Consider the following 14673-nt stretch of genomic DNA (forward strand, 5'->3'; position numbering starts at 1 on the left):
GCGTTTTGCCGAGGGCGCAGGGCAACCGTCATAATCGTTTATATGAAGAAGCGGCTGCCCGCTGTTTGCGGGAGCCGCTTCTTCATGTTGCCAATGCTATTGCTAAAGGGGCTGCCGCCGCTCTTTAATGGGCACGGGAAGGGATGCCCGCCGCTTTGGGCGCGCTGCTCTCGCTCTCCTTCAGCTGGGCAAGCAGCTTGTCTCCTTCAACATCCAAGTTTGGAAGCAGGCGGTCCATCCATTTTGGCAGCCACCAGGCTTTGTCGCCGAACAGCGCCATCACGGCAGGAACAAGCAGCATGCGAACGATAAAAGCATCGATCAGAATGCCGGCCGCAAGCGCGAAGCCAATCTGCTTAATCATAATGTCGGCTGCAAAAATAAAGCCGGCAAATACGGATACCATGATGACGGCTGCTGCGACAACGACGCGGCTCGCCTGGCCGTAGCCATGGATGACGCTCGCGGTTCCGCGGCGGCCGTGCACATACGACTCGCGCATGGAGCTGACAAGGAACACCTGATAGTCCATGGCCAGGCCGTACAAAATGCCGGTAACCAGAATCGGCATAAAGCTGAGCAGCGGTCCGCCGGTGTCGAAGCCAAACAGCGAGTGGAGCCAGCCCCATTGATAAACGGCGGTCGTAATGCCAAACGTTGCTAAAATGCTGAGCAGGAAACCGACGGTAGCTTTAATCGGCACAATAATGGAACGGAACACAAGCAGCAAAATGATGAGCGATAAAAGAACGATGACACCGACATAAACCGGAAAAGCGCCCGCCAGCTTCGAAGACATATCAATATTGATAGCGGTGAAGCCGGTAACGCCAATTTTTACGCCATACGTTTGCGCGATTGGCGAGTCAGGATCACGCAAGTCGTTTACCAGCTGTTTGGTTGCTTGATCCGTCGGGCCGGATTTCGGAATGAGGCTGATGATGGCGATATTTCCAGCTTCGTTCAAGCCCATCGGCGATACGACGGATACATCTTCGTATTGCTGCAGCTCCTGCGTAATGCCGGCGAGCGTTTTGGCGGACAGTAGCTCCGAGGGCTGGCCAGGTTCGGCCACGATCAGGAGCGGGCTGTTATAGCCTTCGCCGAACCCCTTCGCAATGGCGTCATAACTTTGCCTCGAAGGCGTATCCAGGTTTGCCGTGCCTCCGGAAGGGATGCCCATTTCCATCTTGGCGACGGGAATCGCAACAATGCCAAGCAAGGCAATAACAGCGATCACAATAAGCACGCGGAACTTCAGAACGCCCGAAACCCAGCGCTGTGCAAATCCAAGGCGGCTTTGGCCCGCAGAAGCATTCGTTTTGAGGCGTGCTTTTCGGGAGCAGATGCGTTCCCCGACAAGGCCAAGCAGCGCCGGCAGGATGGTTAATGCAATTAATACGTTGACGAACACCGCTACTGCGGCAACAAGCGCCATGGCGGACAAAAACGGAATGCCGATAACGAGCATGCCGCAAAGCGCGATAATGACGGTCAGGCCGGCAAAAAATACCGCGCTTCCCGCAGTGCCAACTGCGCGGCTTGCCGCTTCCCGGGCGCTTAAGCCCTGGTCCAGAATCATGCGCCGCTGACGGTTTACGATAAACAGCGAATAATCGATCCCGACGGCGAGTCCGACCATCAGCGCCAGAACCGGCGTAATATCAGTCATCTGGATAAACTTCGAGAATGCGAAAGCGCCTCCGACGCTGATCCCTACGCCAAGCAAGGCTGTAATCAACGGCAAACCGGCAGCGACAACCGAACCTAGCGTCATAAACAGTACAATGGCCGCCACCACAAGCCCGATAGCTTCCGTTGAGCCGATGGCCGGCTTGCTCGACAGCGAATCGCTAGGCAGCGGAGTAATGCCCGCCTCCTTAACCGGCTGCGCCGCAGCGATCACTTGATCCGGCACTTCTGCCGGCAGCGACATTTGCTGGACGGTGAATTGAAATTGGAACAGCGCGACACTCCCGTCACCTGAAAGCATAACACCCGGAACAGGGGCGCCGTTTACGATTAGCGGCCCATAGGACGGCGCGCCGCCGGTAGCAGCCTGCTGTGCAGCGCCGGCGGAAGAACCGTCCTGGCCGGCTCCGCTGCCCGTGCCGGCAGCATCCGCGCCAGCGCCGGCCTGGCTGTCCGTTCCTGCAGACGCCTCCGAACCGGCGGCAGCGCCGGAAGCTGCGGCCATTTCGGCCGGATTGTTCACATAGGGATTGTGATACACGTTTTGAACGGCTTTGGTAATAGCTTCGAGGCGTGCCGGCGTGTCCAGCCGTTCGCCTTCCGGAGCGGTAAAGACGATGCTGGCTTGCCCGCCGGAAGCTTCCGGCAGCTCATGAGCCAGCTGATCGAGCACCTTCTGCGATTCTGTGCCTTCAATCTTCATCTCGGAGCCGGCATGAATGCCGTTAATGCCAAGCAACACAAGCGCAGCGGCAAGAATGGCAATCCAGCTGACGATAAACGGCCACGGCTTGCTGTAAGCGGTTTTTCCTATTTTATACAGGAATGTCGACATATACGTAAGTTCTCCTTTAGGAAACGGTTTGTGGGAGCAGGTTTAAAAACCGCTGCGCAAATAGCTGAATATGGAATCTAAATATTGATCGAGCGGTATAGCTTCCGGGCTTCGTTCTTCCGGTTCACCGGGCAGCAGTACATCCAGGCTGCCGTCAAGCAATGGCATGGCAGCCCCATAGACGGCGCCGGCAAGCAAATGGCTGTAACCCGCCGGATATTGGCCATGGGACAGCTCATCCAATGTTTGCTGTGCCGTTGTTTGCAGGTCGTGAAACGTGCTGAAGATGTAAGGTTCCAGCGACGGGGTATCTTTGGACAGCGATACAATCTGGCGCAGCTTGCGGAGCAAGTCCGCGGTAAGCTGCATTCTCATCAGCCGGTGCAAAATATCAAGCGGGGATGCGTCATGCGGCAGCTGGGCAATCAGATCTTCCGCTTCCGATTTGCTCTTGAACGTAACGGCTCCGGATACGACCGCTTCTTCCTTGCATGAAAAATGGTTGGCGAACGTTCTTCGGGCATAGCCGGCTTTCTGAACGATGTCATCGACGGTAAAACCGTCCATGCCGCGCTCCAGTACAAGCTCGAATGCTGCATCGGCCAGCGCGTTGGCCGTCGCTTCTTTTTTTATATCTCGCAGATTTTGTTTGTTCATAGATTATCGCTGCAGCGCGTGCCTCCTTTCCTGTAAAATCCTTATTCTAAACTAATTATAGTGATATTGTTGCCCAATAGGCAATTATGCCCAACGGGCAATGTATTACGAATATGTGTCAAATTTCTGGAAGATCGGCATTTGGCCGCTATTGGCCGGAAGCAAAGAAAGTAGCAGCATAGGAATTGGGAGATTTAGGGGGCGGCGTCTATTGCCGCTTTTTTGTATGCAACCAGCTGCCGGTCTAATCGCTATACCGAAGGTTACATGCAGGCGAAGTCATCTATTTTGAGTATCATGTCGCAATCTTATAGTCAAATCTCTTGATATTCATCGCATATTGCGAAAAGAACTTTAATATCTATTGAATATAGCACAATGAAAGCGCTTTATAGAAAACAGTTCAATAGGGAGGGTTCATATTTGAAGACCGGTAAAAAAATGTGGTCAGTAACCGCCTCGCTCGTATTGTGTTCAGCATTATTGTTTGCCTGCTCGAACAATTCCGGCACGAACAATGCTGGCAGCTCGAGTAATCCAAGCAGCACCCCGCAGCCATCTGCTTCGGCATCGGCTGATACGGCAACGGATAATGGCGGGGGACGAAAACCGACGGGCAAAAAACAGTCGTCTCGATCACGTACCGCGATGACGGCATCGGCGAACAGGGCGTCATGTACAAATGGATTCAGGATATTGCGGCAAGCTTCCCGGATAAAAGCATTGAAATTAAGCCAACGCCAATCCAGGCGTCCGAAGGCGATTATTTTGCCAAAATCGCATTGGCGCTGAAATCGAAGGATACGGCGCCGGATATCGTGACGGAAGATACGTTCATTCTGAACTCGGATGCAAGCGCCGGTTATTTGGAGCCGCTTGATGACAAGCTGACCGGCTGGGAAGACTGGAGTAACGGCTCGTTTATCGAAGCGCTGAAAAAAGGCGTTACCGCCAGCGACGGCAAAGTGTACGGCGTACCTTACAACACCGATTCCCGCGGTCTCTGGTATAACAAGACGCTCTTTAAACAAGCGGGGCTTCCGGAAGACTGGGCGCCAAAAACGTGGGATGAAGTGCTGGACGCCGCCAGAACGATCAAGCAGAAGCTTCCGGATGTCGTGCCGTTCTGGATGAACATGGGCAAGGCAACAGGCGAAGCAACGTCCATGCAAACGTACGAAATGCTGCTGTATGGCACGGGCGAACGGTTGTATGATAACGCTACCAGCAAATGGATTACGAAAAGCCAAGGCATTCTCGACGCGCTGCAATTCATTCAAACGATCAACAAAGAAAAGCTTGGCCCTCCGCTTTCCAAAGTATTAAACGGCCAGGCGGGCAATACGTCAGCACGCGAATATTTGCCGCAGGGCAAATTGGCGATATCGCTTGACGGCTCGTGGATTCCAGGCAACTACCTGCCGAATGGAGCAGCTCCTTGGCCGGAATACAAAGACGTTCTTGGCTTTGCGCCGATGCCGACAAGCAAAGGCCAAGCACCGGGATCGATTACGCTGGCCGGCGGCTGGGCGCTGTCGATTCCAAGCAATTCGCAGCATAAGGATGCGGCATGGGAAGTCATCAAGTATGCGCTCAACAAAGAAAACTCGAAGAAGCTTGTCATCGCATCGGGCAACATCACGGTACGCGCCGACGTCGCGCAAGATCCGGAATATACGGCGATGCCGTTTAACGACTTGGCAACGGCTTATCTGGCTAACGCCGAATTCCGTCCGGCGCAGGACAAATATCCGGAAGTATCGACGCAAATTCAAACGATGGTGGAATCCGTTGCGACAGGCACTTCGCCTGCGGACGCCGCCAATAAATACGCGCAGGATGTGACGCGTATCGTAGGGGACGGCAATACAATCGAGAAATAACTGAATAAGCAGGCTTGCTCAAGCGCTTCATCCGAATGCCGCTTGAGCAAGCTTTCTTTGTACAAGGAGGGAATTGCGGCATGAGCAGCTTGGCAGTTGCAAGCGCGGGAAGACGAAGAAAAACATGGACGTGGCTCTACTTTTTGCTGCCCTCACTCGCCATCATGCTTGTCTTCTTTATTTACCCCATTATATTAACGGTGTTTTATTCGTTTACGAACTTGGCGCTAACCGGTGAAGCGGCCAAAAATTTGAAGTTTATCGGGTTCGATAACTACACGCATATGTTTGAAGACCCTACAGTACGGACCAGCATCTGGAACACGCTTGTATTTCTGATCGGCTCGGCAGTTGTTGGCCAGCAGGTGCTCGGATTTCTGATTGCATTGTTTATGAAGCATAAAAACAAATGGTTCCGAAGAGTGGTCGGGACGATCGTACTGGCCGGCTGGGTCACGCCGGAAATTGTGTGCGCGTTATGCTTGTACAGCTTTTTTAGCGATGAAGGGACGCTTAATGCGATGTTGCAATCGGTAGGCATACCGGAGGTGACATGGCTGTACACTGTCCCGATGATTACAATTATCCTTGCCAATATTTGGCACGGGACGGCATTCTCTATGCTGGTGTTCCAAGCGGCTTTAGACGATGTGCCAAGCGAGATCGAAGAAGCGGCCGTTGTGGACGGCGCAACAAAATGGCAGATTTTGACCCGGGTAACGATCCCTTATATTAAAGAAACGATTACGACGAACATGATGCTGGTTACGCTGCAGACGCTTGGCGTTTTCGGCTTGATCTATGCGATGACCGGCGGCGGACCGGGCACTTCCACGACAACTTTGCCGATCTTTATGTACAATCAGGCGTTTGTTAATTACCAGCTTGGATACGGCACCGCTATTTCGCTGCTGCTGCTTTTTATCGGTATTATATTGAGTTTGTTCTATATCCGTTCGATGCGAGACTAGAAAAAGTACATGAAAATAAGGAGAACAACCTTATGAATTCGAAACAGCGCAAATGGATTTATAACATTTTGCCTTATACCATTCTAGCTATTGTGGGCATCTGTTTTTTACTTCCCTTGTTATGGGTGCTGGTCGCGTCTGTGGACCCCCATGCGATGCAGTCGCTTAAAATGCCTGACCGGCTGACCGGCAACAACTATGTCGATGTGCTCAAAAACCCGGATAATCAGCGCGCATTCCTGATCGGGCTGCTGATGTCCGGCGGCCAAGCTTTGATGGTAGTCTTATTAGGCCTGCTGGCGGCGTATCCGCTGTCCAGATATCAGCTGAAATTCAAAAAGCCGTTTATGCTGACAATTTTGTTCATGACCTCACTGCCGATCACGGCCGTTATGGTACCGGTCTATCAGCTTTTTTTAATCCTCAAGCTGTATAACAACATTTTTGGCGTCATCTTGTTTTTTATCGCTTCGGCGATGCCTTACGGCATATGGATGCTCAAAAACTTTATGGACTCCGTATCCATCGAGTTGGAGGAAGCGGCATGGATCGACGGAGCGTCGGTGTTCACCGGCATCCGTAAAGTGATTGCGCCGCTTATGGTTCCCGGTATATGCACAGTCGCGATCTTCACCTTTTCCGGCAGCTGGGGAAACTTTTTTGTCCCGTACATTCTGCTGCAATCGCCGGAACGGTTCCCGGCTTCGCTCAAAATTTACCAGTTCTTCGGGCAATACGGGATGGCTGACTACGGCAAGCTGGCGGCTTTTTCCGTGATGTACGCCATTCCTTCGATCGTGCTGTACATATTGTCCCAGCGCTTTATGTCCAAAGGCTTCAGCATGCAGGGCGGGATGAAGGGGTAAGAGAGAGGGAAGGGAGTAAAAGGGTCGAAGGTAGAGGAGATCATCCAAGAAGCTCATCTCTAATGGATGGAAGCACAAGCGACCATTTACAGGTGAGCTTCTTTTTTGTGCTTGAAGAGTGTATTGGACCTAATTTCGTGTAACTATTACAACAATTTCCTGATATTTAAGACAGGACCAATGTATTCAACAAAGAAGACCAGCTAAGCAAGTAACCACGAATGGGACAACCGTCGATTATCGGAATAACGGAGATGGACTTCTGGTTGAACGTACGCAGAATAAGGAGACCACACGCAACTACTATGACGGAGATCAGATTATGAAGCAACTGCTGTAAACGGGACCCCGCAATTCAAAGTGCATTATATACGGGGGAATTCAGTTGGAAGCAAACCAATATGCTGATGTAAGTAAGGCTTATGTATCTTATAATGGTCATGGAGATATTGTGGAACTTAGAAATCAGAACGGGACGCTGTTGAATACCTACACTTACGATGTATGGGGTAATCCAACAACAGAGGAGGAGCAAGTATACAAACCATTCCGTTATTCCGGCGAATTATGGGATAGCACTACTCACCTGCAATATTTGCGAGCCAGATAGTACAGTCCGAGTGTCGGTTTATTAATAAGGATACGTATGAGGGGCAGATTGATAATCCGCTGAGTTTAAATCTTTATACGTATGTAAATAACAATCCGGTGTTCTGTTTTTTACGAGGTGGATTTGAAACATGGGAATCGGCAATAAATCGGCATGAAAGACCATCTTCCGAACAATAAGGAGGTGGCCTTTTCATATATCCTTGGAGAGGTGGCGTCGTTGCCGCGCCACCTATTATCGACGCCATATGTCGCTTAAAATAGAAAATCTATTGCTATCTTTTCATCATTTCATGGCTTAGTCTTCTAACTGGTCCGATCTGCTTTTCAAACATTAAATCCCAAATGTCCAGGCATTCTTGTGCTATGTGCTTTAACTCCGGCCTAGTATCTCCAGAAGTCTCATCGTATAGTCCAATCACCAGTTTAGATATTTCGTCATGTATCCCCCACGCACCCTCGTAGTTCTTAGTGTCATTCTGGATTAAATGACGGCTCATTGATAGTATTATATCTTTGTATTCAACTACCGACTTTGCTTCTTCTTCTAGGTAATGCACAAATGCATGCAGTGTTCTACGACTTAAATTCGAACTCATTATTTCTATCAAAAAATCCTTATCTCGCTCTAAATTAATTCGATTATCATAAAATAATCTTGAAACCGGCATTTCTAAATCCAGTGTGCTTGTTTTAAATTGAAGTATGATATTTTTAGCTAATGCGTTGTACTCTTCTTTGTTAAAGTACAACATGACCATATATACAACCTGTTCAGCTTGTAATTTGCTCATAGTATCTACATTTGTCATTTCATTTACAAATTCATTTTTAAGAAAGAACATTTCTGACAAGCAATGTGCTCCACATTTTATCAATTCTTCATCTTCAGAATTGTAGCATTGCATAATAATTTTTAATATGCGTTGACGATACTGAGGGTACAATAAAAAAAACATATTTTTTGTATCATGAAATCCGGCTAGTCGAAAATCTTGTTCATAGAGATAAAGAATCTTTTCAGATGCCCAATCTCTATCAATATTATATGAAGGCCATAATGCAAATAAACTTGCCAGTCTTACCGCAGGATTTTCATCCATTACTAACTGTTCAATTGTTTTTTTAAATTCTATAAAAAGTTCACTTTCTTTCCATAATAATTGAGCTATTGCTCGGGACGCCCTGCCTCTTACGCAATTCAACGCATTGCTTTGTAACATATCAAAACTGCGCATTTCTTTATCTTCATTATTGGTCACATTCGGTTTTCCAATTTCAGGATTTATGTGGTAAATCGCAATGTCCTTAAGAAAATCCAATATCTCCTGTGACCACTCCGACCTACCGCTATTTTCAATAATCGTACATATAGAACTTGCCCTATAAGAAGCGAAATCGAATGAGAACTTCAAAATCATTTCTTCCAGCATATTCAATGGAACATTCTTTAATGTTTTACTATAAGCTACTCCGCTAAATAACGAATCAATGTAGATATCCAAGATCGTATTATTACATGAAAGCATCAGCTGTATCATTCTTTCAGGTTCTTCGGATACGGCATTACTAAAAGAGCTTGAAAAAGATTCAATCGAACTCTCTACAAATCCCCCAGAGACTTCTTTCCAACGGGAAGCATGTTTTTTTCTAAGTTTATCATTAGTCAATATATCTATCCATTTTTTATTACTGAGCTTTTTCCCTGCAACAGGGGAACTTACAAATCCACTGTGTCCATGAGAATACTTATATAAAGTAGTTTCGTTTGAGAATTTACGCCTTAACACATGAACTAAACCTTTGGCTTTTTCACTAAGTCGATTATATGGCAACACTTCTAGGACTTCGTTTTGTAAATCCCCCCAAAAGCTCCAATAAACTATGTAACCATTATCTTCACGGTTAAATTCAATTCTACGTCGATATCGTTCTTTAGCTCGTGGCGATACGTAACCAATAACCGTTTTTTCTAGCACATTAAAAATAGCTGAGTCACAGTGTTCGGAGTGTCTTGCTAAAACTTGTTTGGCAAGTAACAATTCATCGCCATTACCACTTGTTCTTTCAAATATGTTTTTGTCAAAATCATTACATAAATATTCGACAATAGCGTTACTAAAGGAAGTTGGCAACTTAGACATTGCATCTAATATAATCTCGTTGTACAAATCATTTCCTATTCCCATGTATTCTTTATACCGATCCCAAAATGCTTCTGGGTTTGAAGAAATTACTGCTGCACTGGCTTTTTTTAAGATTTGAATGCATGTCCTTTCAAGACCTCTTCTGTGAGAGTATCTTCCAGACCAATCACTAAAAAATGAATTTTCATCATCTAAAATCGGAATATAAGGTAATAATAAGTCTATGACTTCTATACCTTTTTCAATTAAAAATTCCGAATCTTCTACCAAAAATTCTTCTTCATATCTATATAAAGATTGGGTATGTCGGTTCAGTTTGTTTTCCAAAAGAAATGCAAACACTCGTATTGTTCGCATTTCACATTTTTTTAGCATTGCCTTAAAATCTAGATAATTTTCCGCCATTTTTGGATATTGACGATAAAATTTCATTCGTAATTCAAACATCTCATCGATATCCTGATTGATATCATGTAAAAAACATTGAGAAAAACGAGTATCATCTTCTTGAGATTGAAATGCATACTTTTCTATAAAATAAACATCTTCTATATCATAATTAGATGAATTGCTAATAATTAAATTAAATACGAGATCTTTCTTCTCACTACTTTCAAACCATTTATCTAGAATACCACGTTTCCTAAGTAATTTAATGTACTGTGGTTTGGAATATATTACATTATTAATGATATGAGGACCATGAGCTTCGTCTTCACAACTATTAATAATATAGTTCTGAATATTCTCGTCCAAATCTTCCAACTGATTTAATAATTCAAAAAACACAAACTTTACACAATATCGGATCTGCTCAGATGTCAACATCTTTTGACCTGCGTTAAGAAAATCCGAGCTGTCGAATTCAATTAAGTTCTGTAACAGCATTTGGACTTGGTATCTTCTTCCAGGTGTTTGCTTTTCCTTAATCCCAATAACTTCTAGGATATTCTCGGTCTCATAGTACTGTTTCAGCATCATTTCGGCCAGAAAGCAGTCTAATATCGATTGATGAGCAAATGAGATCCTATTTCCCTGTATTACAAGGAAACCATTTGAAGATAAAAAATCTAGACTTGATCTATTGACACTTAATAAATTTAATGGAATAGATATCCGACCTAACTTATCAAAATAACTTATAATTTTCTCCTTAGTTCCATTCAGATCTCCCTCACTTAGTCCGAATTCAAAACATTTTCTTTCTAATTGCCTCCACCATTCCGAAACTAGATGATTGGCAGTCGAACATTCATTGTACTCTCTATTGCTGTCTAAATGCTTCCATATATATAGATTACTCGGAATTCTCAATATTTCCTTTAATTTTCCTGTCAAGCTTTCATATCGGTTTCCAATAACATTTCTAACTGTCTCATCATACAACTCATTGATTTGAACATTATTCCACTTCAAAACTGATCTTTGTTTATCATCATTTTTAAACAAGGATTTAATATTATTATCATTTTCTAAGTCGTACGTTCTACATACAAAAACCACTGAAATCTTATTTTCTCTTTCTAAATTCACTCGTTCTACTTGATCTATTATTTGAGTACATACCAATAAAGCTTCCCTTGAGTGTGCTTGAGTCCAGCGTAATGCATCTAATTGATCCAATATAATTACAGCATTTTCGGTCTTAGACACACTGTGGATACAATGAACTAGAGAAGAGGGCAGCCCTAAATCTTCACCCCATTTCTGGGCATTTCCACTTGGAATACGTTTATCTAATTTTATAGCTATATACGGTATAGCATTTTCTCGACAATAGTTAATAATATCCTCTGTACAACCACTTTTTCCTCTTCCGGCCTTTCCGTGTATTATCAGTGACTCTCCTGAACTTATTACCTGTCTACTTTCGGAGAATTCATTTCTATTAATCAGTTCATTATTTACTGGTTTAAATACAGATCTATATTCTCGATTCAACTCCTCCAATCTAGGAATAATTCGTTGATCCGATGCAAGATTCTTTAGTTTAATCTCTTTCTCACTAAATAAATGATAGATGACGGATTGAGTAATTTGTTTCCCTAAGATATCCCCGTCTATAACCCAAGTCACCAATGTCTCATATATGTCTTCTTCATTCCCAAGCAACAGATAGTTGATTTTTGATAAGATCAATTTTTTTAATTCGCTATCTGGAATTTGGCGATATGATATCTTCTTCAAAAGAGAAATACATTTTATTAAATCAGCATCTTCTTCGGGTTTTAAATCCATTGCTTTACAAAAATTGCTAAAGAAATCTTTTAGTTCTTTACTAGCGCTGAGTACTTGATTATTATAAAAATCTTGAGGTAAGGTACTTGTATTCTTTGCTCTTGTAATTAAATCTTCTAATAGTGTGAAGGCTAATGGGGACACTAATGAAACTGTGTTTGACTCGTTCCTTTCTAATTGAAACTTCCAATTTGCAAAAATGCCTTTTGCATTAGCTGTGCCGTAATCCCAATACTCCTTACTCGAATTTCGTCCTTTACATTGCTGAGCTTCTCTGATGCCATTCTTTTGGCCAGCCCAAATATCAACGCCCCGCTCGTCATCTCCAAGAGCTTCAAGCGTAATATAATCCAGCCTTTCGTCCAATACATCAAGAATCTGATATATTGTCCATCTAATTTCAAATCTATTGCCACTTTTATCTGCTCTTCCACCTAATTCATTTGGCATACTAGATACCTCCGCTTTGGGACGTTATCTGATTGAGAGAATATTAATAATTGACATTCAATAGATGCTTTGTCTCCATGTATCATTAAAAAATTAAATTCGTCAAATAACCCCAATATCCTCCATTTGACCATAACATTTGAGTTACGTGCAACGTTGCAGTGAACAAAGTTTGATGTTCCTGTAAGGAATTTTCTACGGCAATCCAGTAGTAGGTCACAAGAGATATTGCTTGTGCCTGTTTGGATTGACTTTTTGTTGCTACAAATATATATTTATTGTGGACACAAAAAGCGAGGTGAAGAGATGCCGTCCAAGAAGATGGGGCGTCCTCCATCTGACAAGCCCAAAAGCGAATTGATTCGAGTACGGGCCGATCAAGAGATTTTGAGCAAGCTTAATGCTTGCACCGAAAAGCTCAAAACAACCCGTTCCGATGTTATTCGCAAAGGGATTGAAAAGGTGTATGATGAGCTCCAAAAATAAAGAAGGAAGCAGCGTGAGTCCCGAGAAGAACACCGCTACTTCCTACCCGCAATCGCTACATGAGCAGACTGCATAAATATCCTACCATGTGCAGGAATCTCATTCAAGCGATGCGATGACAATGATGGGAGGATGACCATGAAATCGATTCTGGAAGCCTTATACCGCGGACAGCTTCATCCCGAGGAGATCATTGTACCGACTCATCCTGAATATCGGCCGTTAAGCCGACAACTTGGCACTATGACTGAAAAATGGAGAAAGGAACTCAGCGACGAGATGTTTCGTGAGCTTGAGAAGTATTCTGATCTATGTGTGAGCGTGAACAGCCTGCATGTTGAAGCTGCCTTTGTTCATGGATTCAAGCTCGGCGCCAACATGATCATAGAAATCATGGATAAGCGTGAGGAGTTGGTACCGAATGAAGCTGCGGGCGTGTCATTATAATGAATGCAGCTACATCATGACGGTTGTATTTGAGGATGGAACAACACGTCGCCTTAACTGCTCCGAGATCGAAGCAACGTATGATATGCATGCATCAGCGTGTTCTCGTTTGATCTGGCTTAAAGAAAATGACCCGTTTGCTTATGCCGAGTTGGTTCTCAACAACAATTTGAAGCGCTATGCAGAGGAATACAGCCGGGAATACCTGAAGCAGCAGAATGAACTGGCCGAGCAACTTGAAGCTCACTATCAAGATAAGGCCTATGCGCAGGCGATTGCGAGAGAAATCATGATGCGCGGCGATTAACGCTAAGTTTCATTGAGGGAAGCGTCAAAGGCGGAGGAAGCTTTCAAGTCAACCAGTCAAAAGGACGGATGACAATCGAAAGCATCGTCGCTTGACGCTTCCTTCATTCTTTTTCCCGGCAGATGCCCGGAAGGCAACCTCGGACGATGTCCGAAGTTGCAGCAAGCACTGAATTTGGATATCCAAATTCGCTTGTTAGGGGCGAAGCCCCTAATACCCCTTTCGACAGTCGAGATTCATCCATTCATTCCCCCGTCGCTTTTGAATCAGTTCGAAACCATCCATTCACACTTTCCTCCAAATACAGTAAATTTCGATAGCGTCACATCGTACATTGCCGGGGCTTGGGGGCGCAGCCCTCAACAAGCGAATTTGGGAGACCAAATTCAGTGCTTGCTGCACCGTTACATGGCGCCAAAAAGCACCTTCCGGGAACAATAGGAAGGGCTGCCGGAGTCAAGAACGTTTCTTCGCGCGGGGCGGATAAGGCGTTTTTTGATCGGTGCGGCCAAGTAAATAATCGACACTCGTTTGATGGAAGTCGGCTAATGAGATTAAGAGCGCTGTCGGAATATCGAGCTTTCCCCGTTCGTAATCGCTGTACGTTCGCTGTTTGCAATTCAGATGCGCGCATAACTGCTCCTGTGATAGATCCTTATCTTCACGTATGTTTCGTATTCGTTCATAGACCACAAGCATTCACCTCAGGATGAGTATAGTTCAGTGGATAATCCGCTATTTACTTTCAGTGTGTTATACACTAGAATTTTCTATACACGCCTTTACTCATGCCGGGGCGAGCCGGAACGATGTGGTCGGCGAAGGGGGACATCATGGTGAAAGGAGTCGAAGAACTGCTGGCACGTATCGAAAGCGTTCGCCGGGAACTGAATGAGCAAGCCCTGCATGACAGTCTTCCAAGCTCGACGATGCTTGAAAAATCCAGGGAACTCGATCGTCTGTTGAATGTGTATCAAGCGGTCAAGACGGGAGCGCGGCTCACGCAAGGCTGACACCCCTGCTTTTTTTAAGGTAATCGGCACAGAGGTGTCCGATTTAAGCGCGAAAATGAAACGGTTAGTAGA

12 protein-coding genes are annotated in these 14673 nt (G+C 45.2%); 8 read left to right on the plus strand and 4 right to left on the minus strand.

Going from position 1 to position 14673, the window contains the following annotated elements:
• Positions 1–124: 124 nt before the first annotated feature.
• Both ET464_RS02200 and ET464_RS02205 read right to left on the minus strand, forming a co-directional pair.
• Entirely contained in the window at positions 125–2527 is a 2403-nt protein-coding gene (locus ET464_RS02200; RefSeq protein WP_129437870.1) for an MMPL family transporter, read from the minus strand.
• A 42-nt stretch (positions 2528–2569) separates the two neighbouring features.
• Entirely contained in the window at positions 2570–3184 is a 615-nt protein-coding gene (locus tag ET464_RS02205) for a TetR/AcrR family transcriptional regulator (protein ID WP_129437872.1), read from the minus strand.
• Between the two features lie 674 nt (positions 3185–3858).
• On the opposite strand from ET464_RS02205, the gene ET464_RS02215 reads away from it, so the two are divergent.
• The 4 genes from ET464_RS02215 to ET464_RS02230 all read left to right on the plus strand — a co-directional run bounded on the left by ET464_RS02215 (position 3859) and on the right by ET464_RS02230 (position 7514).
• The gene (locus ET464_RS02215; protein ID WP_244226635.1) at positions 3859–5067 is read left to right on the plus strand and encodes an ABC transporter substrate-binding protein; all 1209 of its coding nucleotides are present in this window, start codon (positions 3859–3861) and stop codon (positions 5065–5067) included.
• 80 nt (positions 5068–5147) lie between these two features.
• Positions 5148–6038: a carbohydrate ABC transporter permease gene (locus tag ET464_RS02220; protein WP_129437878.1), complete on the plus strand. Its 891-nt coding sequence runs from the start codon at positions 5148–5150 to the stop codon at positions 6036–6038.
• 32 nt (positions 6039–6070) lie between these two features.
• On the plus strand, positions 6071–6904 hold the full coding sequence (locus ET464_RS02225) for a carbohydrate ABC transporter permease (RefSeq protein WP_129437880.1): 834 nt from the start codon (positions 6071–6073) through the stop codon (positions 6902–6904).
• A 385-nt stretch (positions 6905–7289) separates the two neighbouring features.
• Positions 7290–7514: an RHS repeat-associated core domain-containing protein gene (locus ET464_RS02230; protein ID WP_165279870.1), complete on the plus strand. Its 225-nt coding sequence runs from the start codon at positions 7290–7292 to the stop codon at positions 7512–7514.
• 274 nt (positions 7515–7788) lie between these two features.
• Here ET464_RS02230 and ET464_RS02235 read toward each other — a convergent pair whose 3' ends face one another.
• Positions 7789–12348: a hypothetical protein gene (locus tag ET464_RS02235; protein ID WP_129437884.1), complete on the minus strand. Its 4560-nt coding sequence runs from the start codon at positions 12346–12348 to the stop codon at positions 7789–7791.
• Between the two features lie 234 nt (positions 12349–12582).
• Here ET464_RS02235 and ET464_RS02240 point away from each other — a divergent pair, with 234 nt between their 5' ends.
• From ET464_RS02240 to ET464_RS02250, 3 genes are all read left to right on the plus strand, one after another.
• Positions 12583–12834, plus strand: coding sequence for a CopG family transcriptional regulator (locus ET464_RS02240; protein ID WP_244226636.1), 252 nt, complete (start codon positions 12583–12585; stop codon positions 12832–12834).
• A gap of 138 nt (positions 12835–12972) precedes the next feature.
• Entirely contained in the window at positions 12973–13281 is a 309-nt protein-coding gene (locus tag ET464_RS02245) for a DUF6809 family protein (RefSeq protein ID WP_129437886.1), read from the plus strand.
• Positions 13256–13588, plus strand: coding sequence for a DUF6061 family protein (locus ET464_RS02250; protein ID WP_129437888.1), 333 nt, complete (start codon positions 13256–13258; stop codon positions 13586–13588). Before ET464_RS02245 ends, ET464_RS02250 begins: the two co-directional genes overlap by 26 nt.
• Before the next feature lie 456 nt (positions 13589–14044).
• Here ET464_RS02250 and ET464_RS02255 read toward each other — a convergent pair whose 3' ends face one another.
• Positions 14045–14287 (minus strand): helix-turn-helix domain-containing protein, encoded by a 243-nt coding sequence (locus ET464_RS02255; RefSeq protein WP_129437890.1) that lies wholly within the window; start codon positions 14285–14287, stop codon positions 14045–14047.
• A 134-nt stretch (positions 14288–14421) separates the two neighbouring features.
• On the opposite strand from ET464_RS02255, the gene ET464_RS02260 reads away from it, so the two are divergent.
• Positions 14422–14601 (plus strand): aspartyl-phosphate phosphatase Spo0E family protein, encoded by a 180-nt coding sequence (locus tag ET464_RS02260; protein WP_165279871.1) that lies wholly within the window; start codon positions 14422–14424, stop codon positions 14599–14601.
• Positions 14602–14673: the final 72 nt, after the last annotated feature.

This window comes from Paenibacillus protaetiae (genome assembly GCF_004135365.1).
Classification (GTDB): Bacteria; Bacillota; Bacilli; order Paenibacillales; family Paenibacillaceae; genus Paenibacillus_AP; species Paenibacillus_AP protaetiae.